21 protein-coding genes and 1 pseudogene are annotated in these 26,989 nt (G+C 43.0%); 14 read left to right on the plus strand and 8 right to left on the minus strand.

Annotation, left to right across the window (positions count from 1 at the left end):
* Positions 1-807 precede the first annotated feature (807 nt).
* The 3 genes from V7L05_RS31240 (at position 808) to V7L05_RS31250 (ending at position 3,176) form a co-directional block, all read left to right on the plus strand.
* Positions 808-1,086, plus strand: a complete 279-nt coding sequence (locus tag V7L05_RS31240) for a VOC family protein (RefSeq protein ID WP_335170053.1) — start codon at positions 808-810, stop codon at positions 1,084-1,086.
* 208 nt (positions 1,087-1,294) lie between these two features.
* Complete coding sequence (locus V7L05_RS31245; protein WP_335170054.1) at positions 1,295-2,230, plus strand: bestrophin family protein; 936 nt, start codon at positions 1,295-1,297, stop codon at positions 2,228-2,230.
* Between the two features lie 109 nt (positions 2,231-2,339).
* Positions 2,340-3,176, plus strand: a complete 837-nt coding sequence (locus V7L05_RS31250; protein ID WP_335170110.1) for an alpha/beta fold hydrolase — start codon at positions 2,340-2,342, stop codon at positions 3,174-3,176.
* A gap of 65 nt (positions 3,177-3,241) precedes the next feature.
* On the opposite strand, the gene V7L05_RS31255 is transcribed toward V7L05_RS31250, so the two are convergent.
* Complete coding sequence (locus tag V7L05_RS31255) at positions 3,242-3,376, minus strand: histidine kinase (RefSeq protein WP_335170056.1); 135 nt, start codon at positions 3,374-3,376, stop codon at positions 3,242-3,244.
* A gap of 31 nt (positions 3,377-3,407) precedes the next feature.
* Here V7L05_RS31255 and V7L05_RS31260 point away from each other — a divergent pair, with 31 nt between their 5' ends.
* The 3 genes and pseudogenes from V7L05_RS31260 (at position 3,408) to V7L05_RS31270 (ending at position 6,477) form a co-directional block, all read left to right on the plus strand.
* Entirely contained in the window at positions 3,408-5,129 is a 1,722-nt protein-coding gene (locus V7L05_RS31260) for a serine/threonine-protein kinase (protein WP_335170058.1), read from the plus strand.
* A 94-nt stretch (positions 5,130-5,223) separates the two neighbouring features.
* Positions 5,224-6,173 (plus strand): annotated as a pseudogene (locus V7L05_RS31265) (Rpn family recombination-promoting nuclease/putative transposase).
* A 43-nt stretch (positions 6,174-6,216) separates the two neighbouring features.
* Positions 6,217-6,477, plus strand: coding sequence for a hypothetical protein (locus V7L05_RS31270; RefSeq protein ID WP_442937110.1), 261 nt, complete (start codon positions 6,217-6,219; stop codon positions 6,475-6,477).
* A 39-nt stretch (positions 6,478-6,516) separates the two neighbouring features.
* On the opposite strand, the gene V7L05_RS31275 is transcribed toward V7L05_RS31270, so the two are convergent.
* From V7L05_RS31275 to V7L05_RS31285, 3 genes are all read right to left on the minus strand, one after another.
* A complete protein-coding gene (locus V7L05_RS31275; protein ID WP_335170061.1) occupies positions 6,517-7,305 on the minus strand; it encodes an ABC transporter permease in 789 nt (262 codons plus the stop codon).
* A 44-nt stretch (positions 7,306-7,349) separates the two neighbouring features.
* The gene (locus V7L05_RS31280) at positions 7,350-8,330 is read right to left on the minus strand and encodes an ABC transporter ATP-binding protein (protein WP_335170063.1); all 981 of its coding nucleotides are present in this window, start codon (positions 8,328-8,330) and stop codon (positions 7,350-7,352) included.
* Between the two features lie 486 nt (positions 8,331-8,816).
* The gene (locus V7L05_RS31285; RefSeq protein WP_335170065.1) at positions 8,817-10,463 is read right to left on the minus strand and encodes an ABC1 kinase family protein; all 1,647 of its coding nucleotides are present in this window, start codon (positions 10,461-10,463) and stop codon (positions 8,817-8,819) included.
* Positions 10,464-10,478: 15 nt separating this feature from the next.
* Here V7L05_RS31285 and V7L05_RS31290 point away from each other — a divergent pair, with 15 nt between their 5' ends.
* Positions 10,479-10,667 carry a hypothetical protein gene (locus tag V7L05_RS31290; RefSeq protein ID WP_335170066.1) on the plus strand — a complete coding sequence of 63 codons (189 nt, stop codon included), beginning with the start codon at positions 10,479-10,481 and terminating at the stop codon, positions 10,665-10,667.
* A gap of 42 nt (positions 10,668-10,709) precedes the next feature.
* On the opposite strand, the gene V7L05_RS31295 is transcribed toward V7L05_RS31290, so the two are convergent.
* Positions 10,710-11,774, minus strand: coding sequence for a mannose-1-phosphate guanylyltransferase (locus V7L05_RS31295; RefSeq protein ID WP_335170068.1), 1,065 nt, complete (start codon positions 11,772-11,774; stop codon positions 10,710-10,712).
* Between the two features lie 116 nt (positions 11,775-11,890).
* Between V7L05_RS31295 and V7L05_RS31300 the strand changes: the two genes are divergently transcribed.
* The 3 genes from V7L05_RS31300 (at position 11,891) to V7L05_RS31310 (ending at position 14,795) form a co-directional block, all read left to right on the plus strand.
* Entirely contained in the window at positions 11,891-13,411 is a 1,521-nt protein-coding gene (locus V7L05_RS31300) for an LCP family protein (RefSeq protein ID WP_335170070.1), read from the plus strand.
* A gap of 120 nt (positions 13,412-13,531) precedes the next feature.
* Positions 13,532-14,038: a pentapeptide repeat-containing protein gene (locus tag V7L05_RS31305; RefSeq protein WP_335170072.1), complete on the plus strand. Its 507-nt coding sequence runs from the start codon at positions 13,532-13,534 to the stop codon at positions 14,036-14,038.
* Between the two features lie 145 nt (positions 14,039-14,183).
* Positions 14,184-14,795, plus strand: a complete 612-nt coding sequence (locus V7L05_RS31310) for a Uma2 family endonuclease (RefSeq protein WP_335170074.1) — start codon at positions 14,184-14,186, stop codon at positions 14,793-14,795.
* 110 nt (positions 14,796-14,905) lie between these two features.
* Here the strand turns inward: V7L05_RS31310 and V7L05_RS31315 are convergent, their stop codons facing one another.
* On the minus strand, positions 14,906-17,923 hold the full coding sequence (locus V7L05_RS31315) for a GAF domain-containing sensor histidine kinase (protein WP_335170076.1): 3,018 nt from the start codon (positions 17,921-17,923) through the stop codon (positions 14,906-14,908).
* Positions 17,924-18,676: 753 nt separating this feature from the next.
* Here V7L05_RS31315 and murJ point away from each other — a divergent pair.
* The 4 genes from murJ (at position 18,677) to V7L05_RS31335 (ending at position 23,616) form a co-directional block, all read left to right on the plus strand.
* Entirely contained in the window at positions 18,677-20,281 is a 1,605-nt protein-coding gene (gene murJ, locus V7L05_RS31320; protein ID WP_335170077.1) for a murein biosynthesis integral membrane protein MurJ, read from the plus strand.
* A 260-nt stretch (positions 20,282-20,541) separates the two neighbouring features.
* The gene (locus V7L05_RS31325; protein ID WP_335170079.1) at positions 20,542-21,054 is read left to right on the plus strand and encodes an outer membrane beta-barrel protein; all 513 of its coding nucleotides are present in this window, start codon (positions 20,542-20,544) and stop codon (positions 21,052-21,054) included.
* A 906-nt stretch (positions 21,055-21,960) separates the two neighbouring features.
* The gene (locus V7L05_RS31330) at positions 21,961-22,521 is read left to right on the plus strand and encodes an oleate hydratase (RefSeq protein ID WP_335170081.1); all 561 of its coding nucleotides are present in this window, start codon (positions 21,961-21,963) and stop codon (positions 22,519-22,521) included.
* Positions 22,522-23,310: 789 nt separating this feature from the next.
* Positions 23,311-23,616, plus strand: a complete 306-nt coding sequence (locus V7L05_RS31335; RefSeq protein ID WP_335170083.1) for a hypothetical protein — start codon at positions 23,311-23,313, stop codon at positions 23,614-23,616.
* A gap of 114 nt (positions 23,617-23,730) precedes the next feature.
* Here V7L05_RS31335 and V7L05_RS31340 read toward each other — a convergent pair whose 3' ends face one another.
* Both V7L05_RS31340 and V7L05_RS31345 read right to left on the minus strand, forming a co-directional pair.
* Complete coding sequence (locus tag V7L05_RS31340; RefSeq protein WP_335170084.1) at positions 23,731-26,424, minus strand: DUF3769 domain-containing protein; 2,694 nt, start codon at positions 26,422-26,424, stop codon at positions 23,731-23,733.
* A 380-nt stretch (positions 26,425-26,804) separates the two neighbouring features.
* Positions 26,805-26,921: a photosystem II reaction center protein I gene (locus tag V7L05_RS31345; RefSeq protein WP_334950308.1), complete on the minus strand. Its 117-nt coding sequence runs from the start codon at positions 26,919-26,921 to the stop codon at positions 26,805-26,807.
* Positions 26,922-26,989: the final 68 nt, after the last annotated feature.

The following is a 26,989-nucleotide window of genomic DNA, read 5'->3' on the forward strand; positions in this document are numbered from 1 at the left end:
TTGGTTTGAGGTTTAATCTGATTGCTGCTCTTTACAATTACGAGCTTCATCTCCTCCAATCCAAATTTGCCTGAGCGACTTTTGCAAGAGGTCTATTGATTTTAACTTGGGAGTTAAGCCTTGTTCCTGTGCTTCTGTGTAGCCTTGCAGGATTTCTGGTCGTAAATTTTCAGGGTTTATGTCCCAAAGAGGATGTATGAGGGAGCATCCATTTTTGCAGAAATACCGATTCCTGAGTGTAGTATGGGGAGAACACAATACTGACTTAAACCATAGCCATGACCCCTGAAGAAAAAGAACTTTAAACTCCAATAATGAAAAAACTCCAGAAATGTTTGTGGCAAATCTGGAGTCAGGAAAAATACGCATTTACCTATATCAAATTTTCACCATGAGAGAATCCTACGTCATCAGGGTATACACTCAAATCTAGATAAAGGTGTCTGAGGATAAGCCACTGTGCTTCTCGTTTACACACCTTCTCTGTTGGAAGTACGCAAAACAGCCCCAGATGAACTGGGGCTGTTTTGCGAGAGTTGCTTGGTAGGAGGGGAGGGGTACATCAATAAGTGATGCCCTGTGTTCGATATAAATAATTCAGTATATATCGTTATTCAGCCGTGTTCTGGTACATCCGGCTGATTTGGAAAATTTCGTAGGCGCAGCCCGTCGTAGACATCGCTTTTTCCCAAAAGAAACTCCAGATGCGCTTAAGGCATTCTGGAGTAGTAACAGGTTTCTAACATCAATCAATTCTTACCTATGCGATCGCCAGATGTCGTTGGGGTATATACTCAAATGTATTTTATGTCTGATTATCCGCCAATTGAACAGCAGGTTACTTTCTTTTATACCCATGATCTCGATGTGTCCACAGAATTCTATGAACAAAAGCTGGGCTTGGAGTTGTGGCTTGACCAAGGAACCTGTCGAATTTATACTGTTAGTGGCTCTGGATACTTGGGATTTTGCCAAGCAAGCGAAATATCAACTTCTCCAGCCGATAAGCACTCAAGTGTCATTTTTACCTTAGTAACACAGCAAGCAGGGCTGGCTCGTCTACACAGGCAAAACCCACGGAGGTGAGTTTTAAACCCTTAATTTTTCCTTAGTCCGCGCAGGCGGACTTCGTTTGTGTAGCCGCGTACTCCTACGGAGAAGCAAGCTACGCGTCAGCGTGCCGGAGGCTCTATTCTATTCACCCTGTCTCAAGTTGACTATTTCTATAGTTATTATTTTTAAAGTATCAATGTTTAATCTATCGGTTCACTAAATATTCTCTAAGGGTGACTGTATGACAGCCGAAAAAATCACATGGCTACGCACAACATTACAACTTAAAGGTTCGGTGATTAAAGCAATTTATAAACATATTTTATGGTGCGGAGCTTTCGGATTTTTGATTTCTCTACTTTACCATTTTGATGTCCCTGTATCCCAACCTATTTTAGGAAGTGTTATTCCTAGTATTGTTTTAGGTTTGTTACTTGTATTTCGGACAAATACTGCTTATGAGCGATTTTGGGAAGGGAGAAAATGCTGGGGTTCTTTAGTAAATAACATCCGAAATCTGGCGCGGCAAATTTGGGTATCAATTGATGAAATCTCACCAGAAGATAAAGAAAATAAAATTACAGCATTAAACTTAATGGTAGCTTTTGCTGTGACAACTAAATTACATTTGCGGGGAGAAGCAGTCAATAGCGAGTTAGAAGATTTAATGCCATCTAGTAAGTATATAAAACTGAAGATTATGAATAATCCTCCCATAGAGGTTGCCTTTTGGATCGGAGATTATTTACAGGAGCAGTATCATCGCAATTGCCTTAATAGCTACCAGTTAACATCTATGCAAGAATTATTGAATAATCTTGTGGATAATTTAGGTGCTTGCGAACGTATTTTAAAAACACCTATGCCATTAGCTTATTCTATTCATCTGAAGCAATTATTGTTACTATATTGTTTCCTGTTCCCATTTCAAATAGTGGAGAGTCTGGGTTGGTGGACAGGTTTAATTGCTGCGTTCGTTGCTTTTACAGTATTTGGGATTGAAGCCATCGGCTTGGAGATAGAAAACCCCTTTGGTTATGACCCTAACGACTTACCTCTAGATGCGATTTGCGAGACAATGAAACGCAATATTGACGATTTAATTACTCTAACTCCAAATGCGCGATCGCATCCAGCTAATTTGACTGACCGATTGAGAAAAGAGCATCAAGTTTGAATTTTAAGGCTTGGTTATAGGTGTCAACTCCCATCTCCTCACGCTCACCATCTTTTTTCGCAGTATTATATAAACGCGAAACTATCTCTTCACTGGTGGATGTGCAATGATGCCTGTACGTCAAACTTTATCAAAGCCTGATATCCAACTTTCTTACTTAGAGTGGAAGCAAGGTCAAGAACCTTTACTGCTGTTACACGGCTTAGGCGACCATGCTTTAGTGTGGTCTAGTTTAGGAGATTACTTAGCGGCAGACTACCACATAGTTGCACCAGATATGCGGGGACATGGCCAAAGTAGTAAGCCTGAGAGAGATTATAGCTTTGAAAGTGCGATCGCAGACCTCGAAGCACTCATGGATCATCTCGGATGGACTTTTGCCCATATTGTCAGCCACTCGTGGACAGGCAAATTAGCCGTCATCTGGGCAAGGCAAAACCCAAAGCGTTTGCGGAGTATAATTTTGGTCGATCCGATTTTCATTTGGAAAATGCCCAGCCTTTTCAGGGTAACTTTTCCGATGTTGTATCGCTTCTTGCCTTTTCTCAAAAGCATGGGTCCCTTTGCCAGTCATGAAGAAGCCGAACAACAAGCACAGCAGTTAAAGCAATATCAAGGATGGAGTTCCTTACAGCAGCAAGTTTTCCAAGCAGGAATAGAACAAAAACTCGATGGTACTTGGGGCAGCAAATTTACTATAGCCGCCCGCGACGGGATTTTTGAGGAAGTCATGCAAGTGCCTGGTTTTACAATTCCCCTTGATACCCCTGCCCTCTTTGTCCAACCAGAACAAGGTCTAAATCGCCAAGATTGGCAAATCAAACCCTACAAAACCTATCTCAAAAACCTACGCACCTGCCAAGTTCCCGGCAATCATTGGCCGTTTTTGACACAACCAGAGGCATTTAACCAAACTGTAGCAGCTTTCTTGGCAGAACACAAATAGGAAATCTGATTATTAATTAGACGGGATTATCATTACGACAACAGAAGAATTAATAGGAGCGATGTCTAGGGGGATTGGGCATGGGGCATTGGGCATGGGGCATTGGGCATTAGGCATTGGGCATTGGTTATTCTCCCCATCTCCCTCATCTCCCCATCTCCCCCATCTCCCTCATCTCCCTCATCTCCCCCACTCCCCACTCCCCACTCCCCACTCCCCAGTTACCCAGTCATGAGCCTTTGTATCAATCCCGTTTGCCCTAAACCAAATCACCCGAATAATCATCAAAACCGCTTTTGTCAAAGCTGTGGTTCCCATCTGGAATTGTTAGGGCGTTATCGGGTGACGAGCTTATTGAGTGACAAAACAGGGTTTAGTAAAGTTTATGAAGCATACGAAGAAGATACCCCTAAAATCCTCAAGATACTCAAAGAGAATCTATCAGGCGATGCCAAAGCAGTAGAACTATTTCAGCAAGAAGTAACCGTATTGCGACAATTCAAGCATCCCGGCATTCCTAACGAAGATAGTTACTTCCAGTATCAAACCCGAAACGGTTTAGTGTTGCATTGCATTGCAATGGAAAAAATCGATGGGTACAACTTAGAACAATGGCTACAGCAGCATAATCAGCCTATTTCTCAAGAACAAGCGATCGCCTGGTTAAAACAGTTAATAGAAATTTTGGATTTAGTGCATAGCAAACAGTACTTACATCGAGATATTAAGCCATCTAATATCATGATTCGATCCCCCCTTGGGAAGAGTTGGGGGGATTTGGTACTAATTGATTTTGGCACCGCCACTGAAATGGACAGAACTTACCCAAACCAACTCAGCAACGGCGACGGGATGACAGCACTTATGTCATCTGGCTACAGCGCTCCAGAACAAATGAATGCTCAAGCAGTACCGCAATCAGATTTCTTTGCCTTGGGACGCACATTTGTATTTTTACTTACGGGATACCATCCCTTCGATATGTATGATATGCAGCACAATTTGTTGCACTGGCAAAATCATGCCATCCATATCTCACCCTTACTATTGAATTTAATTGATTGGTTAACACTACCGGATATAGAAAAGCGTCCTGCCAATACTAAGGAAATTTCACACCGCCTAGAAGAAATTGAAACCCAACTAACAGAAACTACTCCTACAAATATTAATTTAGTAGGCAATCTTAACACCGAGCAGTTATCCGCGCCAATTACTAAAACTTTGTCGCCTCCAGATAAACAGCCAGAAGAAGTACGACTACTGGCATTTTTTGCAGTCATGCTAGTAATATTAGGATTACTGAGTATAGTAGCTTTAGCAACGCGGACATCAAAATTTACTTTGATGGCAAATTCCGAACAATCTCCAGATAAAAAAGGTAAGATTGATTATTTTCCTTATAAAGAAGGTAGGGACAGTCAGGGGAAGGTGGCGGAATTTAATATAGCTGTTTTATCACTAGAATATAAATGGCTTTTAGGTAGCAATTTTCAAATTAAATATAATAATGAAATTATTAGTCTAGACCTTTTAAAGTTGAACTTAGAACAAGAAGGTATACAGAATATAATGGAAGACCCTAGTGAGATTATCTCTGTAGGTACAGTTTCTTGTAAAGGTGATATAGCAGTTCAAGAACGTATGGCTCTAGAACGTTCCAAACAAATACAATATTTAGTGAAAAATTTATTTATTAATACACCAAGCGTCAAAGGTTATCGTATATTAAATTTGGGACAATTTCAACGGAGTGATTGTCAGGGGAATCAGGATTTAACTAAATATCAGAAAAGTATTATAATTATTGGGGTTAAAAAACAATCAGCAGGTTTAATTCTGGATGAGGCATTACGAGATAGGTTGGAAAAGAAACCTTTTGCTGATTTTAAGTTAGAAGATTATTCTTTGGGGTCGGCGGAAAAGTTTAAGACCATACCGAGTAATTTATAAAATCTCTAGCAAAGTACATCAGTGCATAGGTCTAACCCATCGTAGATATCGTCACTTTAGCCATAAACTACAACTATGGTCATCTACATCTCCTATGGCTAAAGCAGCAGATATTAGCACCAAGCGATTAATCAGCCTCGCGCCCGAAAATTGGCTAAAATGGGTAACACCCTAAAGGGTTCGCCAGTCGCTACAACGGCGGGAACCCCCGCAACGCGCTGGCTCACAGATTCCCGATATTGTATTCGGAGAAATTATCAACTCCGAATTCCAGTGGATTAGCCGTGAAAGCGATGTATTAGTCCGCGCCACCAGTCCCCAATATGGCGAATTTATAGTACTTAACGAATTACAATTACGCTACAAATCGAAATGCCCAAACGGATGCGGGCATACGCAGCACTGGCAGAAGAAAAGTACAATTTGCCTACCTATCTGGTACTAGTTAACATCCTCAAAGAAAGTGATGTTGAAATTCCCACCAGCTATGAATCGCAATTTGCAGGTTTACAGGCGCGTCAAGACTACCGGGTTATCAACCTTTGGGAAGTCGATGTGGAAATCGCTTTTACTCAACCTGTTCCTTCCTTGCTTCCCTTTGTCCCAATTCTCAAGGGAGGTGCAGAAGAATCCACTGTGCAACGGGCATTGCAAATTCTCCGCGCCGATGAACAATTGAGCCAGTTAGAAACCGTCATGGCTTTTTTTGCTACCTTCGTATTAGACAGCGCTATAGTTCAGCAAATTATGAGGTGGGATATGGCAATATTACACGAATCTCCCTGGTATCAACAAATTTTGAGAGAAGGGGAAGAACGTGGGGAAAAACGTGGGGAACAACGTGGCGAAGAACGAGGACGGCGAGAAGGACGGCGAGAAGAGATACTATCAGGTATTGAACTCGCTTTGGAGATAAAACTCGGCACTGAGGGATTGCAAGTGATGCCAGAAATCTCTCAAATTTCAGATTTAGATAGATTAAAAGCAATTCAGCAGGGAATTAAGAGCGTGAATACTTTAGATGAATTACGGCAATTCATTTGAAGTAATGGAACTTTCTTGAGTTTGGCAAATTATGAGGTGGTATATGTCAGTGTTCGAGAAATCTTTCTTTTATCAAGAAAGTTTCAAAAAAGGTTATAAAAAAGGTTGGCGAGAAGGTTTTCTGCCTGAACTTGAATCTGCTTTAGAGAGAAAATTTGGCTGCGAAGGATTAAAACTGATGTCAGAAATCTCTCAAATTTCCGATTTAGAACAATTAAAGGCAATTTACCGAGGCGTATTAAAGATGAATACTTTACATGAAGTGGATGAACTTATCCGCAGCCTTAAAATTTCCTCAACTTAGCCAAACTCTGGGGTGATAAACCTCATAATTAAGAATTGTTCATGCTCCCATCCCAGAATACCGCTTCAAACCCGCACGCCAAAGCAAGCGATTCGCACCCCAAAACACTAATATCCATCCCAGCATTGACCAAAATCCCCGCACTATATCCACGGGTAGCCCTACCAAAAGACTCGCAGGAAAATTAATCAAATAGGGAAAAGGCGTAAACATCACTATTTTCTGCACAGGTTCTGGAAAGACCTCTAAAGGTGCTATCAAACCAGATAAAAATAAATAAAACAACAACCAGAAATTTTCTAAAGCGCTAGCCCGTTCTGTCCAAAAGGCGAACATGGCAAAGGTGTACTGAATCATAAACCGCAAAGCAAAAGCTAGCACTGCGGACAATGTAAATAGCAAAAATCTACTCAAACTTGGTATCCAAAAAGCCTGGGGATAGAGAATAAAAAATAATGCGACTAAGAGAAAAGCAAACGTTAGGCGGGCAAATCTTTCAGAAATATGCCCCGCAACATGATGCCATACTGGGTCGAGTGGTTGTAGCAACCTGGGTGAAAGCTTGCCTTCCACTACCTCTGTTTCAAAGTCCCAAATTACCCAAACAACTGTGAGTTGTCTGATAATGAAAACCGTGATAAAGTAGCGGACAAAATCCACAGGTGATAGCCCAAACTGTCCCCCTTGTGCCGCCTGTATCCAGACACCCATAAGGATAATCGGTAAAGACCCAGCCAAAACCCATAAGATTAGTTCTGCCCGATATTCAACCATATAGGCGTAGTATACTGACAGAAAAGTTAGAGCTTTTCTAATAAATTTTTTCATCTATGATGCATTCTCCCCTTGGCAACTCTACTCCTATTAGTTAACTACACAACACCTGCCTGAAAAACTCGTCCAATCACTTCTTCTACAGGCGGTTCGGTGACAGTTAAATCAATTACCTCCAAATCCGCCAAAATCTGAGAAACGGTGCGGGTGAGCGCCTCTCTCGACACCATAAAACGCACCGATCGCCCTTCTAAAAGTTGTACATTACCATAGGTCATAAGTTTTTCTATCGGTAGAGGTTGGGCTAACTCTATATGGACTTCCCGATAAGGAGCAAAACTTTCCAGCAGTCCATTTAAGCTACCGTCATACATCAGCTTCCCCTCGTGAATCAACAGCACCCGTTGACACAAAGCTGTGATGTCAGCCATGTAATGACTCGTCAACAGCACTGTAGCCTGATAACGCTGATTGTACTCGCGCAAGAATTCGCGCACTGCTGCTTGAGCATTTACATCCAATCCCAGCGTTGGTTCATCTAGAAATAATACGTGGGGACGGTGCAAAAGTGCTGCTAGCAATTCTGCCTTCATCCGCTCACCCAAAGACAGTTTCCGCACTGGTTGGGTTAGCTTGCCTTCTAGGGAAAGCATCTCTGTTAATTCCCCTACCCGCCGTTGGAACTCTTTATCAGAGATGTCGTATACAGCAGCGTTTATTTTCAAAGAATCCAGCGCTGGCAAGTCCCAAATTAGCTGCTGCTTTTGCCCCATTACCAAGGTAATTTTTTGCAAAAATGTTTCTTTACGATGAAACGGAATTTGTCCTGCGACTGTGACTGTACCGCTAGAAGGATGAATCAGCCCTGTGAGCATTTTGAGTGTGGTGGTTTTACCAGCACCATTTGGCCCCAAAAACCCCACTACTTCACCAGGGGCAATTTCAAAGGAAACATCCTGAACTGCTTTAATTGAGCGGTAGGTGCGGTGGAAAAAGTGGGTGATTGTACCTTTAATACCCGGATTTTTAACTGCTACTGGATAAGATTTACTCAGATTTTCAGCAATGATGATTGACATATTTTTTATATTAGAATCACAGATGTAAGTAAGTGGGCAAGAATAAATCAAAGGATGTTACGTAATATAAGTTTAATTAAATTGGCTATTAGTAAGGCTGGAGCCGCTTACTACAGTGAGCATTTCACTTTTGTAAAAGCCTTGTAAAACCTCACCCCAACCCTCTCCTTAGTAAGGAGAGGGAGCAAGAATATTGTTTCTCATCTGGTATATTTGCTTTCACTGAGATGCTCCCCTTAGTACAAATCTTTAATTATTCATACCCATTTACATAGGTAAACACACATAAATCATTGGTGTTTAGCGCTGTTTACAGCAGGAGTCATTGAATTTTAGATTTTAGGTTTTAGATTTTTCCTTCAATCCAAAATCTAAAATTGGCAGGGTCAGAAGTAAAATTGCTGTATGTATCTGTGGTTCTAAATACTGAAGCAGGGATTTTTGCTAGTGACAGCGATCATAATTTCCTAGCACAACATATAGGTTTTACCGTAAACGCCCCGATCGCAATGTACTGATAATTAACCACAAACCCAATAAACTAGCGACTGCAAATAGAATGCTGCTTAAAAAAGATAGCTCTGTTGTCTGCGCTCTGGTGGAAATAATTGCTGCACCCATAATCAGCGAACCCACTAAAATACTAAAAGATAGTCGGTTAGCCGCATCGTCCATAGTCCGCCGCACACCATCTAATCCCCGCAGCGATAGATTCCACTGTAAGGTTTCTGAGGTAACTCGGTCTAATAATAGTTCTATTTGGCGAGGAGATTGGAGAGACAGACTTTTAATATCCAAGGCTGTTCTTAGGAGCGATCGCACTGGATTATCGCCTAGTAATTGCCGACGAAACAAGTCTGTAATTAATGGTTTAACTTCATCAAAAAAATTAAGCTCCGGGTTGAATGTCCGCGCTACACCCTCTAAATTCGCTATGGTTTTGGCATACAAACCCATATTACTAGGCAACCTAATTTTATTGTTGCGGGCAACTTGTAAAACTTCATAGATTATCTGACTGAAGTTTATTTGCGTTAGGCTGACGTTGTGATATTTTCGTAACATGCGATCGTAATCATTTTCTAACCGCGATAAAATTACTGGTTGAGCAGAGTCTGAGAGCTGCAAAGTTAACTGAGCGCACCTTTGAGCATCTAAATCAACGATCGCTAACAACATTTCTGTTAATATCTGCTGTGTACGCGGATCAAGTCTTCCCACCATGCCACAGTCTAAGAGGGCAACACGACCATCTTTGAGATAAAACAAGTTTCCTGGATGAGGATCAGCGTGAAAAAAGCCATCAATATATAGTTGCTGAAAAAACACCCGAAATAACAAAGTAGTTATTTCTTTACGCTGTACAGCAGGGTCTTTACCATTGGTGTTGCTGTTCAAATCCGCCGACAGGAACGGCACTCCATCCAACCATTCCATCACCAGTAATTTTTCTGTGGTCAATTCCCAGTTAATTTCCGCAACCACTATTTGTGTCGGATCAAACCAACGACTTTTAGATAAGTTGCGCCGCAGTTGGTCTGTAAAACCCGCTTCCCGTTTAAAATCTAATTCAGCTTCTAGAGCTTTGGTAAATTCTTCGGCGGTAGATTTGATTTCGTAGGTTTGCCCAAACTCAGTACGTGCCACTAAATCGGCAATCCCTTGAATTAAGGCAATATCTTGGGCAATAGTAATATCAATTCCCGGACGTTGCACTTTCAGAGCGACTTCTCGACCGTCTGCTAATGTAGCGCGATGTGTCTGAGCAATTGATCCTGCCGCTACGGGAATCGGGTTAATTGTGCTGAAGGTTTCTGCTAGTGAACGTTTTAATTCTTTGCGGAGGACTATTTCGATCTCTGACCAAGGAACTGCTGGTACTTCATCTTGAAGAGTTGACAGTTCCTCAATGTAGGCGGCGCTAAGTAAATCTGGACGGGTGGAGAGTAGCTGACCAAGTTTAACGTAAACTGGCCCCAAGTCTACCAGGATATTTTTTAAAACCGCAGGTGTAGGTAGCTGGGGTTCATCAGCTTTGCCACCAGTAAGTAGCCTTCGCATATAGTCCCAACCATTGCGAAGGAATACTTCAAGAATTTCTCGTTGACGGGGAACAGTTTGGGTGAGGAACATTTTGGGGAGTGGGGAGTGGGGAGTGGGGAATGGGGAATGAGGAATGGGGAATGGGGAGTGGAGAGTGGGGGAGATGAGGGAGATGAGGGAGATGAGGAAAGAATTTTCCCAATGCCCCATGCCCAATATCCAATGCCCAATGCCCAATGCCCAATGCCCCATGCCCAATATCCAATGCTCTGCTTTTGGACAGTCAAGTTATAATGGAAAAATAGACTTTTTCGCCTCTGCCAGGGGTTTTAACTTTTATAGCAGGTCAGTAAATCGGGAATCGTTTTGGAGAATTTTGAGGATCTGCTTGATTTCCTGGGTACGTTCTTTTTTAACAATAAGGGTGACATTGCGATCGCGCACAATCACCACATCCTCTAAACCAATAGTAACAACTACGTCTTCTGGATTTGAGGCATAAATAATCGCTCCCTGCGTATCCAACCCTACGTGAGTAGCGAGTTCCACATTTGGAGTCTCTTCTGTCTTCAGTAAGCGTTCGATCGCATTCCAATCTCCTAAATCATCCCAACCAAAATCAACTGGCAAAACGTATGCTAGAGTTGTCTTTTCCATTAGCGCATAGTCTATACTTTTCTTAGGCAACTGGGGATAGATATCAGGACCATGTTGCTCTAAAGGTTCGATAATTTCTGGAGCATGGGTATGTAGTTCCTTGAGAACAACCCCTGCCCGAAAAACGAACATTCCACTATTCCAGCTAAAGCGTCCCGTAGATAAAAAAGTTTCTGCTGTTTCACGGTCGGGCTTTTCAGTAAAACGGTTGACGTGATAAGCTGGCAACTCATTAAAGCTACCTATTTTTTCACCTTGTTCAATGTAGCCATAACCGGTTGATGGAAAAGTAGGCTTGATCCCCAATGTAACGATCGCTGCTGTGCTTGCTGCCAGTTGCGTAGCCGCGCTTAATGTGTGTGCAAACGCCTTTTGGTCAGCAATCCAGTGGTCAGCAGGGAAAAAGCCAATCACAGCGTCTTCTCCATAGCGCTGTTTGATTTCTAAACTTGTCCAAGCAACGGCTGCGGCTGTGTCTCTTCCTTCCGACTCGATCAGTAAGTTTTCAACTGGTAGATCAGGTAATTGTTGTCGTACCCCTTCAGCTATCTGACTAGAAGTGATAACCCACAAGGAATCCCAACCGCCACCGAGTTCTATCAATCGATCGGCGGTTGCTTGTAATAAGCTTCTAGAGCTACCATCAAGACTTAAAAATTGTTTGGGTCGGTCTTTGCGACTCAGAGGCCAAAAACGTTCACCTTTACCACCAGCAAGGATTACGGGGAACAATAAAGTATTCATGTTGTCATACACGCTTACCGAAGAACATTACAAGTTTACAGTGACCTTTTCCACTGGCAATATTTGTAGCTTCGATTAACATAACTTTTAGGGAGTGGTTGAGTGGGGAAATAATTGTGATAAAACAAGTCGAATGGTCGGAAAATCCGCTGACATCTCAGCAAGTAGTAGAATTTGAAACTGAAGTGCGATCGGCGCAAATTCAACGAACGGAAAATCAGGTAACGCCTGCACTAGTAGCAGACTCAGAGGAGGAAGATGTCGAACTAAACCAGCCAGCGAATCCGAACCGTAGCGTCGTCGAATCAGTGGGTGCAATTCCCAATCAGCTTTATGAGAGACTGGGCTTGACCATGCCTCGATGGCTGTTGTGGATCATGACGGTTGTCATCGGCATCATCTTATCTGGTTTGCTGGTATCAACGTTAGCGCTGTGGACTCCGTTATGGAGCAATCTAGATCGAACAGATGAAGATTTAGGAACTACTGCTAAAGACGAGGTAAAAATACCACTACCTGGGGAGTTATGGAGCAAACTCTCACAGTACCAGCTTTCACGACCGATGAATATTTTAATTATGGGGATTGAACCAGTCAGTGGTACTGTTGATGGTTCACCAGAAAGCTTTGCTGGCAAAAGCGACACCATGCTGCTGGTACGCCTGAACCCTAGTGACAAATCTGTACGGGTGCTTTCCATTCCCAGAGATACGATGATCGCCATCCCCGAAAAGGGAGAAAAGGGATTAACTAAGGTATCTGATGCCAATACCAAAGGCGGCCCAGTCTTGGCAGCACGGGTAGTTAGCCGTACCTTAAACAATGCCCCAATCGATCGCTATATCCGTATTTCTACTAGTGGCTTACGGCAGTTAGTCGATCAGTTAGGCGGAGTAGAGGTCTTTATTCCCAAATCAATGGAATATAAAGACTCTAGCAGTCGGCTGTCGATTAATTTAGTCAGTGGCTGGCAAACCATCAACGGCGAACAAGCAGAAGAGTTTGTCCGATTCCGCGAACCAGGTTTGGGAGATTTGCCGAGAGTGCAGCGTCAGCAAGCACTAACAGCAGCCCTGCTGCAACGCTTAAATAGTCCTACCGTCTTACCCAGGTTGCCTCAATTAACTCGTTTGATGCGAAAATACTTTGATACCAACCTGAAGATGGAAGAAATGATGGCGTTGGTGAACTTCGGTCTGAACTTGGATCGAGATAATTTCCAAATGACCATGTTGCCTGGTACGTTTAGCCGTTTTAGCAAAGATCCTGATAGCTATTGGCTGAACATGACTGGACAACAGAGCCTGTTGAATGATTATGTTGGGGTAAATGTACCTGGTCTGAAACCAGATATGCGCCGGGTTCCTAACCTCAAAATTGCTATTCAAAATGCTTCCAATCAACCTCAGCTAACTGAAAAAGTTATTGCTTATCTCAAACAGAAAGGCTTTACTAATATTTACAAAGTGCCTGATTGGCCAGATACCCAACGTCAAACTCAGATTGTTGTCCAAAAAGGCAACCGGCGAGTTGGAGTTGATTTGCAAAAAGTCTTAGGCTTGGGTCAAATAGAAGTGTCGGCGATCGGTGATTTAGAATCTGATCTGACAATCCGCATTGGTAAAGATTGGAAATAGGTAAGAGTCATTAGTCATTGGTCATTGGTCATTAGTCATTGGTTAAATGACAAAGAGAGAAGTCTGAGCGCCGGCTTCCGGCGATCAGAACTTCGGGGACTAGTGAAAAATAATAAAGTTATGAAAAAGATTTTACTCAGGTTTTTTAGTTTGATTGCGATTTTGATACTAGCATTTTTGTGGATAATACTTAATCCCAAACCGGCTTTTGCTCAAGCAAACACAATCAACTACAACAATATAAATTTAGAAAATCGTGACTTTTCTCATGCTGATTTGGCAGGTGTGACTTTTGTGGCAGCAGAAATGCGGGGGGCGAATTTCCAAGGGGCGAATTTAAGCAATGCAATTCTGACTAAGGGAATTTTATTAAAAGCAAATCTGGAAGGTGCGAACTTGAGCGGCGCTTTAGTCGATCGCGTGACTATGGATAGTGCTAACCTGAAAAATGTCATTTTTACAGAAGCAACTTTGACGAGCAGCCGTTTTTACGATGCTGATATCACTGGTGCTGATTTTACAGACGCTTTGATTGACCGTTATCAAGTGTCGCTGCTGTGTGAAAAAGCCGATGGCGTAAATTCGGTTACAGGTGTGTCAACGCGAGATAGTTTAGGTTGTAAGTAAAAAATCTCCGCGTTGAGCATAAAAACAGAGACATTTTACAGAAAAAATGGAAAATACAAATTCTGTATTAAACTATGTCTTATTAATTCTGCGATCGCACCCCAAATTATCCTAAACTATATTGAGTATAGACGAAGGTAGCAACATGACTACAACTAAACAAATAGTTACCTTTGACCAATATTTAACTTATAACGATGGCACTGACACACGCTATGAACTGGAACGGGGAGAATTGATACCAGTGGCTCAACCTCGTGGTGGACATGGTGAAGTTATGCACTTTCTAGAACGTGGTTTGACAACAGAAATTGAGCGACTAGGACTAGATTGGGTTGCGCGTCAAGCTGCTATCGGCGTCAGAGTCCCTCAAGTTGGTAGGCGAGATACTTCTAGAGTTCCTGATGTCACAGTTTTGCCTTTGGAACAGTGGAAAAGTCTGAGAAACAGAGAAGCCGTCATTGAACTCGATGAACCCCCACTTTTGGTTGTTGAAGTCGTGAGTGCAGGAACTGAAAGCCGTGACCATCGAGCCAAAAGAGCAGAATACAATATTCTTGGCATCCCAGTTTATCTGCTGGTTGATTTTCTGGACTTTGACCAAAATGGCAAAGTGATAGATAAGCGGGTAACAGTTCTAACTTTGGTTGAAGGTTTTTACGATGAAGCAGTCTATAGGGGAGAACAAATTATTGAAATTCCCACATTCCCTGAACTGAAGCTGACTGCTAACCAAGTTATTAATGCTGGTGTATAGCTAGCGTAACGCAATACGCTGTATGATGCCTTCGGGGAACGGAGGAAACCTCTGCTTATCCTGGCTCCCCTACTTAAGATTAACTGAGAATTGTCGAAAATCATTCACCTTTAACTAGTGGTGGGAATTTCAATCAAAAACTCTGTTCCTTCTCCTGGTTTAGAGGAACATTTAATCTGACCATGATGTTTTTCAACCACGATTTGATAACTGATAGATAATCCTAACCCTGTACCTTTACCTATTCCTTTGGTGGTGAAAAAGGGGTCAAAAATGTGCGATCGCACCTCTTCTGGAATCCCCAAACCATTATCAGCTATTCTAATTACAATCTGGTTATTAACGGCTTGCGTACTAATCCAGATAGTCAAGGGTATTATCGGACACCTTTGGGACAAATTCAAATAGTTTTCCTGTATAGTTTTAAACTTTTCCTCTAATGCATCAATACTGTTACTCAAAAGATTCATAAACACTTGATTTAATTGCGCGGGATAGCATTCGAGCAAAGGTAAACTACCATATTCTTTAACAATCTCAATAGCTGGGCGTTTTTTATTATTTTTGAGGCGATGCCCTAAGATTAGCAAAGTACTATCCAATCCTTCATGAATGTCTACTGGCTTCAATTCAACCTCATCTGTACGAGAAAAGTTACGCAGTGATAGCACAATCTCACAAATCCGCTCTGTTCCTACTTTCATTGACTCAAGGGTTTTGGGTAAATCTTCCATGAGAAAGTCCAAATCAGTCTTGTCAATTTGCTGTTGGACAGTTGGCAATAAGGAGGAGTTTTGACGGTAAAGTTCCACAACGTTTAACAGTTCTTGAGTATATTCATTTAAATGGATCAGATTACCAAAAATAAAACTGATAGGATTGTTGATTTCATGCGCGACTCCAGCAAGTAGTTGTCCTAAACCTGCCATTTTTTCACCCTGAATTAACCAAGTCTGAGTTTGTTTTAATTCTTGCAGGGCTTGAGTAAGTTCTAAGGTTTGACGTTTAGTTTGTTCGAGTAATTCCGCTTGCTGAATTGCAATTCCAAATTGCACCCCTACTTGAGCCAATAAATTAATTTCTTCCTCTTTCCAATAACGCGGTTGCGAATTTTGATAAGCAACTAATAATCCCCATAATTTTTCACCTTCCCGAATCGGAACAAAGGTTTCGTTACGCGGAAGTTCGTTATCGTCGTCTGTATCCTCAAAAGTTTCTCTAATCATTGGTTGGGCTTGTGTAACAGGTTTCCAACCATCTTTAAAGGAATCTGCCACAAATTTACCGCTCCAATCCGAGTTGAAGCGGTAGATTGCAACTCGCTCCACTTCCAGCAACTCTCGCACAGATTGAGTAGTAGTTATAAAAATAGTTTTAATATCGAGTGACTGGCGGATTTTATCAATGGTTGCAGCCAGCAGTTCTTGCCGTTCCATTGATTTCTCCCGTTCGGTGGCTTCTGCTAACTGGACAACCTGCATTTGAACTTGCTTTAAATAAGAATCCTGTTTTAATGCGACTCCCAATTGCTGGGCTATTTGACTGGCGAATTCAATTTCAGAGGGTTGCCAGTCACGAGGAGCGTTACATTGGTGAATACACAGCAATCCCCAAAGTTCACCTTTTTTCAAGAGAGGTGCGACCAGATTTGCACGCACTTGAAATTTTTCTAGGATTTGGACGTAGCAACCTGGAAACTTTGCTTGATAAATGTCAGCGATCGCATTTACTCGACCTTGCGCGTAAAGGTATGCAAAGTTTTCACCGAAGCAATAATCATAAACTTTTTCTGCTATTACCGAGTTACACTCAGGTACAACATCCTCAGAAATAAATTCTGCTTCCCAATCTTTTTGAAGGTCAAAACGAACGACTGTCACTCGGTCTGCTTGCAGCATTTGTCGTACCTCGGTGACAGTAGTCTGGAAGATTGTATCTAAATCTAAAGACTCCCGAATTCGAGTAATCACGCTAGTTAATGTCTTTTGTTGCTCTGCTTGGTACTGAGCATATCCCAGCAACTTATAGTGTCGCAGTGCCACACCAATTTGTGTGCCGATTTTGGTCAATGATTCGACTTCATAAGATTGCCACTGTCTGGGTGAGGTATTTTGGTAGGCAGCGATGACTCCCCAAAGTTGATCTCCCTGGAGAATGGGGGCAGTTGCAAAGGATTTTGCCTGGAATTGCTCCAACAGGGTTATATGGCAGTCTGTTAATCCGGCTTGATAAATGTCATTAACTGTAAATGTCTGATTGTCAACGTAACGTCCCCCTTGGGTGTGTTGTAAATAAGTATCAGCGATCGCAGGCTGAACGCCAACTAAGGGAGTCCAGCCTGACGCAAATGATTCAGCAACAAAGTTACCACTCCAATCTGGGTTGAACCTAAAGATGGCAACTCGATCAGCTTGCAGCAGCTTGCGTATTTCTTGAGTTGTGGTTTTAAAGATGGTTTCAATATCAATGGGTGAACGAATTTCATCAACAATCTGAGCTATTACTTGGTCGCGTTGAACTGCTTGAGCCAATTTTGCGGCTTGCAATTGGACTTCGTGGAAATGCTTCGCTTGTTGAATTGCAACGGAAAGATGGTCAGCAATTTGACGAATAAACTCAATTTCCGATTCTTTCCAGTCACGAGCTTCACTGCATTGATGAATGCAAAGCAATCCCCACAGTTCGTTCTCCCGCGATAGTGGGACAACAAGGTTGGACTGTACCTGAAATTTACTCAAAATTTCCAGATGACAATCACTCAGTCCCGCCTTGTAAATATCTGCTACTGCTTGCACTCTACCTTGTTGATAACTGGAAGCAAATTGTTCTCCAAAGCAGTGATCGTAAACTTTTAGTGCCAATACTGAGTCCCAGCCAAGTGCAACATCCTCAGAAATAAATTCTCCTTCCCAATCTTTTTCCAGGTCAAACTGGAAGACTGCTACTCGGTCAGCATTTAGCAACTGTCGCACTTGTGTAACGGTAGTTTGAAAAATTGTTTCTAAGTCAAGAGACTTCCGAATTCGTACAATTACACTCGCCAGAGCCTTTTGTTGCTCTAGTTGCTCTTGAAGTTGAGCGCTTGACAAGAGAAGTTGATTTTCTGTGAAATTTGAATTTGGTTCCATTGCTCTGGATTATTAATGATTCCTCATCCCAAACTTCATGGAGTTAAAGAGCCTCAAAAATATGACAAACTGCAAATTTTTGCAGTCTTTAACTATTTCCCAGAAGATGATTATTCTTATAGTTCCCCAATCTTTATCTATCTTCGTAATCGGTTAAAAAATAATTTTGGTTTGTAGACAGCAGAAGACATGACTAAGCACAGCTTTCCGTAAAATCTTAGCGAATTCTCTGCGCCCCTACCCTGCCGATCGCGCCGCGCCTATGGGTTTATAGCAGAAATCATGTATTTGAACCACATCTGTCGTAGGGGCACAGAAAAAGCTCATTGGTGTCAACTTAAGCAAAAACCCTTTTAAAATCTCGTTTCCAGCCTCTTGCTGGCAATGCTCTTCAATTGCGGCCTGCCGCAAGTCTTGAGGCGGCAGCCCTCTCGGAATGCATTAAGAGTCGGAGACTTCTTTTCGAGACAATCTTAAAAGCTGCCTAGAGACTGGCTTTCACGTTAAGTTGACACGTATGAGCATTGCTGTGCCCCTACCGCGTGGTCTATTTACCTGAAAATAGCTGTAAATTTCAACCCTCAATTCGCTGTATCATAGGAATCTCAGGAATTGAATTTTGGGCGTAGGCGTAGCCCAACCTAGGCATCGCACTTAAAATAACTAATTTGTCAAAAATTACCTGACAGATTGCGGAATTTCAGGTTAAATGTTTTAAAGTATGCACTCTGCAAGAGTTGTCGGGTAATATTCGTGACACAACAAGACCAAAAACCCTCTCGTTCTTTCGCTGGAATTGCTGGCATTGTTGCCGCAGCCACCTTAATTAGTAAAGTCTTCGGTTTAGTGCGGCAGCAAGCGATCGCTGCCGCTTTTGGTGTTGGTGCTGCTGCCACTGCCTATAGTTATGCCTATATTATCCCTGGCTTTCTATTAATATTACTCGGTGGTGTAAATGGACCATTACACAGTGCGATCGTCAGCGTTTTAGCCAAGCGTCGGCGAGAAGAAGCGGCTCCCCTAGTGGAAACTGTGACAACGCTGGTGGCTGGAGTGCTGTTGTTGGTGACAGTTGCTCAAGTTTTATTTGCGGATGCGATCGTTGATTTAGTCGGTCATGGTTTGGAGGCGACAACCAGAGCGATCGCCATTCAACAACTCCGCATTATGGCACCAATGGCTTTATTTTCGGGATTAATTGGCATTGGCTTTGGTACTCTCAATACAGCCAATCAATATTGGTTACTCTCCATTAGTCCTTTATTATCTAGTATTACGGTTGTTGCCGGACTTGGTATCTTGGCTATGCAACTGGGCAAAGATATTATTAAACCGGAGTACGCTTTAATCGGGGGAATGGTGTTAGCTTGGGGAACCTTGGCAGGAGCCGTTCTCCAGTGGTTAGTGCAGCTAATTGTCCAGTGGCGGTTAGGATTAGGCACATTACGCCTGCGGTTTGAGTTTAAATCCCCAGGTGTTCAAGAAGTAATTAAAATCATGACTCCGGCAACAGTTTCCTCTGGAATGATGCCAATTAATGTTGCCACTGACCTTTATTTTGCTAGTCCTATCCCTGGAGCGGCGGCAGGATTTAACTATGCCAATCTATTAGTGCAAACTCCATTAGGGATTATTTCTAATATCATTTTACTGCCCCTATTACCGATATTTGCCAAACTTGCCGGCCCCGAAAATTGGCCAGAGCTAAAATTACGGATTCGCCAAGGACTGCTACTCACTGCCTTCACCATGCTACCGCTAGGGGCGCTGATGGTGGCACTATCAGTACCCATTGTACAGGTGGTATATGAGCGTGGTGCTTTCAAGCCAGAAGCCACACAGCTAGTTTCATCCTTGTTAGTCGCTTATGGAATTGGGATGTTTGTCTATTTGGGACGTGATGTTTTGGTGCGGGTATTTTATGCTTTAGGCGATGGACAGACACCTTTTCGCATCAGTATTTTTAACATCTTGCTCAACATCTTATTAGATTGGTTTTTTGTTAAACCTTTTGGCGCTCCCGGTTTGGTGTTAGCAACAGTGGGTGTAAATTGCAGTTCAATGTTAATGCTGTTATGGTTGCTCGATCGAAAACTTAATGGTTTACCTTGGCGTGAGTGGAGTGTGCCGATTTTGGGTTTGACTGCTGGTAGCTTGGTAGCTGGGGTAGCAAGCTATGGGACATTGGTTGCTTCTCAACAGTTCTTAGGTAAAGAAGGTTTACTGATTCTGGTGTTGCAATTGTGTGTATCTGGCTTCGTGGGGATTGCAGTGTTTGCTGCGATCGCTTCATCGATGAAAATACCAGAAGTGAATAGATTTATATCTCGTCTGCGTCAGCGCTTTTTGAAGAAATAACTCTCACTTACAGCAGATTTCAAGGAAAGTCAAGTACACAACGATTCATTTCAAAGCCAGGTATAAAGCATGTTTTACTTCTGAATTCACCAATTCTGACTCCTGAATTCTGCTGTAAATATTTCAGTTGGTACACCCAAGTGGGTGAACAATAATTCAGCCACTTGGGTGAACCAAATGTGCGAGGTTACATTTTGTAAAAAAAGAGATTCTAGTACTAGAGAAGATTGATTTTACTTAACTTTGGTGAGAAGAATCCTATGAAATTTACAAAATTAGCTGCCTCTGTATTTGCTGTTGCTTCAATCGTCCTTTCGGCGGGAATTGCTTCTGCTCAAACAGCCGGTACAAACGGTAATTACATCGGTGCTGGGATTGCTGTTGGTGCAACCAGTGGCGGACAAGGAAATGATGAAGCACAAGTTGGTGGCAATATCCAAGGACGATACGCCGTTCCCAAAACACCTCTTTCAGTCCGGGGTTCTGTGCTGTATGGTGGTGATGCTGCCGCGATTATGCCCATAGTGACTTATGATGCGCCCATTGCCAAAAATACTAATATTTACTTCGGTGGTGGTTATTCTTTTGTAACTGACGAAGGTCAAAAAACCCCATTGGGCAATCAGAATGCACCTGTAGTCACCCTTGGTATTGAATCAGAAGTTAGCAACAATGTCATTGCCTATGGCGATACTAAATGGGGTATTGACGCTTACAGAAATAGTGATGCTGATGCCCTTAGCTTCCAAGCCGGATTAGGCTATCGCTTCTAGTAATTACGAGCTAGAAAACAGCTTATTCATAAGCTAAAGCAATGATGTTTGCCAGCCCTAGTATCGCGGTTCTTAATTGCATAGAATACAGGAGCCAGTCGCCTGGGCGGGTTTCCCGACTTGGGCGAACTGGCGTACCATTCGTAGGGGCACAGCAATGCTCATTGGTGTCAAGTTAACCCTCTTTTATCACTTTCGGGAGAGAATAATCTGTAATGCTTACAGCATAAGACTTTTACCAAAAAACCATGATTTTAGCCATTGTGTTAGAAAATAAACGCTCAAATGCCCGTTCTATCTACAGTTCAAAATTTGGCTTTGATTTTTATTTTCCCAGAGTGACAAAACAGGGTTAAGCCAAAACCCTTTTCAAACCTCGTTTCCACAGCCTCTGGCTGGAAATACTGCTCGTTGCGGCTCTGCCGCAAGTCTTGAGGCGGCAGCCCTCTCGCAATGCATTAAGAGTCGGAGACTTCTTTTCGAGACAATCTTAAAAGCTGCTTATAGACTGGCTTTCACGTTAAGTTAACACGGATGAGCTTTTTCTGTGCCCCTACCATGTATTGCATCCAAACGAGAGCCATAATAACCCAAGTTGCGTGGCAAAACAAAAGCTCGCTTTTGATAACCCTGATTAAATCATTCACCTCGTTTTGGGTGATTTAACCCTAGATTACATGGTATCTTATTTCTCTGCAACTCCTTAACTTTAAATTTAGGCTACAAAAGACGTAAGACACGATTAAAATAATTCGTAATTCGTAATAGAGCCTCCGGCATGCTACGCGAACGTAATTAAGTTTTGTAATGGGGATTTTACTCCAACACAAAACTTACCGGTTATAGAACCGGGGTACTTAAACCCACGGAACTAGTTAAACTAAACTCGTCAGGGAGTCAATTGACATGGTTAAGGAATCTAATGCTTATCTGTTGGGTGGTGGTATCGGCTCTTTGGCAGCCGCCGCCTTCATGATTCGCGACGGCGGACTCCCTGGCGGAAATATTTTTATCCTAGAAGCAAAGCCCCTCTTGGGCGGAAGTATGGATGGAGCCGGGAACCCTGGTGAAACAGTTCCGCCTGAAACAGTTCCGCCTGAAACAGTTCCGCCTGAAACAGTTCCGCCTGAAACAGTTCCGCCTGAAACAGTTCCGCCTGAAATAGTTCCGCCTGAAATAGTTCCGCCTGAAATAGTTCCGCCTGAAACAGTTCCGCCTGAAACAGTTCCGCCTGAAACAGTTCCGCCTGAAATAGTTCCGCCTGAAACAGTTCCGCCTGAAACAGTTCCGCCTGAAACAGTTCCGCCTGAAACAGTTCCGTCTGAAACAGTTCCGTCTGAAACAGTTCCGTCTGAAACAGTTCCGTCTGAAACAGTTCCGTCTGAAAGTATTGAAGAACTTGGGTTAAGCCAAGGCTCGATTCCTATCACAAATCGCAAATTATTACCACAATTTCTACAACATTGATCCATCAAATTTTTTGTATAAATTTAAAAGGAGATCAGCATGAAAGTTATTGAGCCTGAAATTTGGCAATTCTAGCTGTCCAGGTGAGGTATTTGACCGCCTTCGCGCCCGACTATGCAGTGAAATATGGCATGGGGTGCAGAGCGGGATTAGGTTTTCAAGTCGGTTATCTTCAGGCGTAAAATTGGCATGGTGTAACGAGAGTGTCATTACTGTCCATTCAGAGCGGGACAGTCCCTTTGGCTTCTCGCTCTTGTCGCAAACACTTTTGCCTACAGTGCTGACATTGCCACCGAGCCGCTTGTTTGACAGCTTAGTTTACCGCCGTAGGCATCGCTATTTCGTCCCAATTGTTTGCGTAGCGTTTTCTATAGATGGGCATTGCCGATGATACTCCCCAAAGCTGTTCGGTAGTCTTATCAACTCTACCAATTTTTGAGAGCAGCGATAACAGCCAAAGTGTAGCTTGACGTCGTAGATATCACTTATCATTCAAGCGAGGATGCATAGCGATCGCTCTCCCCATTCTTGGAGGAAACTATTTAGAGAAAAATCCTTGCTGTATTTAGATTTAAGTCTCAGTATGTTTTCAAAATTCAAACTGGATTCCTATAGCAACTTGGGTTAATAGTAATTCCTTCTGTCATATCTGAGTATGGATACTCAGATATGAGCCATTTTTTTAATCATTTTTATTTATGATTTTGATAAGCAATTATATTAGCTATTATAAGTAGTTTCTCTTAAAGTGAAATGACAAATTTTGAATACGCATAAAAGATATTACTCATGGAAAACATTAATCCCATTCCAGAAATAGTTGGTGAAACAACTGACGTGGAATCTTGGCTGATTCGAGCGGGGCTAAGATTTTCAGATTTAGGTAACGATGCTGCAAGTATTGCAATCCGCAAGCAATGGCGAGAGTACCAAGCCGCAGTGCAAAGATGCTGTGCAACCCTACACCAACTACCGTCAAGTGTTCAACTAAGCGGCGACTATGCCAAGCTGAGAATACCTGGTGCGGCATCAACTTATTCGGAAGCTAGGGCGGTGAAGTTTCTTAGGCGTGAGAGTGATTCCTTTGATCACTGATACAGCATTCAAGGAAGGTGAAGTACACAACGATTCGTCTCAAAGCCAGGTATAAAGCCTGTTTTACTTCTGAATTCTGACTCCTGAATTCGGAATTCTGCCGTAACTGTTTGACTAATTCTCCTGTTGCACACCGTTTACTACTGGCTTAACTTCCGAAAATGGATCAGTGCCGCCACCCCAGTTAAAATCACTAATTCTGATGCTGAACCCGCCTAACTCCAGCACCGGATTGTAACGCAAGGTGATGCCATACGTGCGACGGCTATATTCCAAAATGTAGTCGGTGCTAGTTTCTATACCAGTATCCAAGTTAACAGATGTTTGGAAGCCTAAGCGAACAGGGCCGTAGATTTGCTGTGATATCCCACCACTCAACACTTTGTTATCAACGGAGCGATCAAACAAAAAGGGTGATAATCCGTTATTTAACCCTTGGGAATAACTAATATTAAAGGCGGTATAGTCTAAAAAAGGTCGAGAAAAATGACCAATTTGACCTTGTAAGCCAATTGTACCAGTTAAGATGCTTTGGTTATCACCATTGCTGTAATAACTGCTAGTGCCTGTGATGGCAGCGATCGCTTGCAAGTAAGGAACTACAGGTTTTGCCGTGTATCGTAATCCCTCAGTGGCAGTGGGTGGTAATGGTTTTCCTTGCCACAGTAACAGCCCACGACTGAGGGTAGCGCTGCCTTGTAAACGACCTAGTGAGATGCGATCGTTTTCACGCTGTGGTTTTAGTAAGTCTTGGCGATCGGTGTTGGCATCGATATACTGAGCGCTAGCCTGATAGTTGAGGTTAATGCCACTTTTTCCTAAAGGAATCAGAGGAGAGGTAATAATGCCGCCAAAACTGCTCTGGACAGTTTGAAAGCCGAGGCTACCGTTGTAGAGGCGATCGCGGTAATTATATTGCAGATTAAAGATGTAGGGAAGGCGATCGCCTAATGTCTGGCGCAATGCAAAATTCGCCCGCAAATTGTTTTCCACCTGGCTCAAGTCAAGACTGGTTAACTGCCCAGTCCCCTGAAATGTTGTCCGTGGACTCAAAACGGAATTTATCGTTGTCTTCAAACCAAACAGTGCGCCTAAGTCACCCGTGCCTTCTTGCACAGCTCTCTCTAATAATAACTGGGGTGTGATCGTCCAGCGAGTCTGGCTTGTACTAATCACTGAAAAGCCACGCTGAATATAAAAACCACCCCGATCAGTTCCATCAAAGCCAGGGGAGACTATAAAGGGTGTAACGTCCCGCTCCCGGCGGTCAATAGTATGCTCATCCACCGGAATTGGTAAAGACAATGTTTGATCCAATACCAAACGCTGTCCCTGTGTCCTGATCCGGTCTACCAAGGGTGTCTCTCGCGTCAGAGTTACTTTATCTGCGCGTAATTCTAGTTCTGGGGGCGAAAAAGGATCGTTGGTGATGCGGACATCGCTTCCTTGCCAGCCTTGCGGATAGAAATCAATATGTTCAGCTTCAAACCTGAGCCGATTGACTACACCCCCTGATTTCGGTGGCGGGATATTGGTAGCGGCTGCCTGACCACCAATTGTTACATCAATTCCTCCAGGGCTGCTCACACCGGAAAGGGGCTGATTGGCTCTAATGCGATCGCTTGGCGGAAGTTTTGAGACTCCACTAGCCGTTACATCGGTGGGTGAGAAAGCAAAATCTGTTTGTGCTGAGGGTACATAAATTTCTCCTCTACCATTTTCCAGTTCCCCACTATCTTGAACAAAGTTATAAGTAAAGCGTTGTCCACGCAGTATCTGATCGCCCCGGGTTAAAGTTACGTTGCCTTCCCCCGCAGCGATCAAATTGTCCAAATTGACTTGCAGGCGATCGGCATCCACCACCGCCCCATCAAATCGCACAACTACATTACCTACAGCTGTAACAATTCGCCGTTGCTCGTCATACTCTTGCCGATCTGAAGTAACTTCCACAATTCTCGGTCTGGCTGGCGGCGTGCTAGCTGGTGCAGTTGTACCAGATGGTTGACTTTGTGGCTGATTAGTGGTATTGACCTGTGGCGTAGGTGTTGGTGCTTGGCTTTGTTGCTGGCTTTGGGACTTAAATTCTACAGTGATGGGTGCTGAGAGTTGGTTTGTCGGGCTGCGAGACTTGAATTCTATAAAATTTTGTACTGATTGAGAACTCGGTGCAAGATCAGCAGCAGATACAGAGATATTCTCTTGTCCTGAAGACTGTTGTGCAGTAATATCACTTTGCTGTTTTTGTTGGGTTAACTTCTCAGCTAAAATTTCCGCCTTCGACTCAACTAACTTCTCGGTGTTTGTGACACTTGGAGCAACGTCAAGCGTAGGCAGAGGAGCAGAGAGTATGGAGAATGGGGGAAGTTTCTCCCCATCTGTCCCAATTCGCACTCCGTAGGGGTTTTGAGTCTTACTGGTCTGATGGCGATTAGGGGCTAGAACCTCCTCCATAGGATAACCAACTACTACCGGCTGCCCCAAAAGTGCAGCACTCCTAGAAGCGGTAATGGGGGAAAATTCTAGTGGAAAGGTTTCTGGTGAATGAGGTATAGAGGAAGTTTTGGCAACTACCAAGTCATCCTGAGTTGAGTTGATCACAGTTGGCAATGGCGGATCAATCTTAGTGTCACCCGCAATTGCCAACTGAGCCAAAGCCTTGGGCTGCTTGAATTTGTCTATCTTTTCGTGTATTCCAGTCTCGACACCTGAAAGAAACTTTGAATGACTAGCAGATGAGGCGGGATTTACAGGTTGTAAAGATTCGAGGATCGGAGGCGGATCGGGCGGCAGAACTGGATGAAGCATATTTGAGCAAAATCGGGCTAACAAACAGCCAAATGACGGACGGAAGGATAAATATACATTTTGCCTTCCGACTGTCGTCTTCTGCTACCTGGAGTAAGCCACTTGGAAGAGGAAACTTACTAGGTGAAAGTTTAGTAAGTTTCCGTGGCGTTTAGTATCTTCCGCCTTCCAAAGTCGCGGATGATTTATCGAACAGAATAAAGGCGCCAGTCGTCAGAATTCAGAATGAATTCTGTACGATTGGCGGATGAATAACCGGGTTTAAGACCCCACCAAATCGTAGATTTGGTGGTGCAACAATTCAGTGGAGGGTCCCAATCCCCGACTGATTGATTGCTGAATTCTGAATTCTGGATTCTGCATTCTTCTTCAACGTTCTTTTACTCTGAGTCCCGACGGCCGGGGTTACGAGCAGGATCGTTCGATAAAAATCCGAAGATGAAGAGAGCGACGAAGAAGGCAACAACAATATAAACAGCGATTTTTAAAGTCAGCATAGAAATATCTCCAACGGGTAAGACTAAAGAGAGCTTTTCTTTCAGGATCTGCCATGCAGAAAACATAG

The sequence above is a fragment of the Nostoc sp. genome (assembly GCF_036917755.1).
Taxonomy (GTDB): Bacteria; Cyanobacteriota; Cyanobacteriia; order Cyanobacteriales; family Nostocaceae; genus Nostoc.

Bases quoted from the DNA above. Each gene is read 5' to 3' on its own strand.
- V7L05_RS31330 (WP_335170081.1), top strand. From the start codon at position 21,961: ATGGTTAAGGAATCTAATGCTTATCTGTTGGGTGGTGGTATCGGCTCT.
- V7L05_RS31250 (WP_335170110.1), top strand. From the start codon at position 2,340: ATGCCTGTACGTCAAACTTTATCAAAGCCTGATATCCAACTTTCTTAC.
- V7L05_RS31240 (WP_335170053.1), top strand. From the start codon at position 808: ATGTCTGATTATCCGCCAATTGAACAGCAGGTTACTTTCTTTTATACC.
- V7L05_RS31285 (WP_335170065.1), bottom strand. From the start codon at position 10,463: ATGTTCCTCACCCAAACTGTTCCCCGTCAACGAGAAATTCTTGAAGTA.
- V7L05_RS31345 (WP_334950308.1), bottom strand. From the start codon at position 26,921: ATGCTGACTTTAAAAATCGCTGTTTATATTGTTGTTGCCTTCTTCGTC.
- V7L05_RS31325 (WP_335170079.1), top strand. From the start codon at position 20,542: ATGAAATTTACAAAATTAGCTGCCTCTGTATTTGCTGTTGCTTCAATC.
- V7L05_RS31315 (WP_335170076.1), bottom strand. From the start codon at position 17,923: ATGGAACCAAATTCAAATTTCACAGAAAATCAACTTCTCTTGTCAAGC.
- V7L05_RS31335 (WP_335170083.1), top strand. From the start codon at position 23,311: ATGGAAAACATTAATCCCATTCCAGAAATAGTTGGTGAAACAACTGAC.
- V7L05_RS31305 (WP_335170072.1), top strand. From the start codon at position 13,532: ATGAAAAAGATTTTACTCAGGTTTTTTAGTTTGATTGCGATTTTGATA.
- V7L05_RS31280 (WP_335170063.1), bottom strand. From the start codon at position 8,330: ATGTCAATCATCATTGCTGAAAATCTGAGTAAATCTTATCCAGTAGCA.
- V7L05_RS31275 (WP_335170061.1), bottom strand. From the start codon at position 7,305: ATGAAAAAATTTATTAGAAAAGCTCTAACTTTTCTGTCAGTATACTAC.
- V7L05_RS31295 (WP_335170068.1), bottom strand. From the start codon at position 11,774: ATGAATACTTTATTGTTCCCCGTAATCCTTGCTGGTGGTAAAGGTGAA.
- V7L05_RS31310 (WP_335170074.1), top strand. From the start codon at position 14,184: ATGACTACAACTAAACAAATAGTTACCTTTGACCAATATTTAACTTAT.
- V7L05_RS31245 (WP_335170054.1), top strand. From the start codon at position 1,295: ATGACAGCCGAAAAAATCACATGGCTACGCACAACATTACAACTTAAA.
- V7L05_RS31340 (WP_335170084.1), bottom strand. From the start codon at position 26,424: ATGCTTCATCCAGTTCTGCCGCCCGATCCGCCTCCGATCCTCGAATCT.
- V7L05_RS31270 (WP_442937110.1), top strand. From the start codon at position 6,217: ATGTCAGTGTTCGAGAAATCTTTCTTTTATCAAGAAAGTTTCAAAAAA.
- V7L05_RS31260 (WP_335170058.1), top strand. From the start codon at position 3,408: ATGAGCCTTTGTATCAATCCCGTTTGCCCTAAACCAAATCACCCGAAT.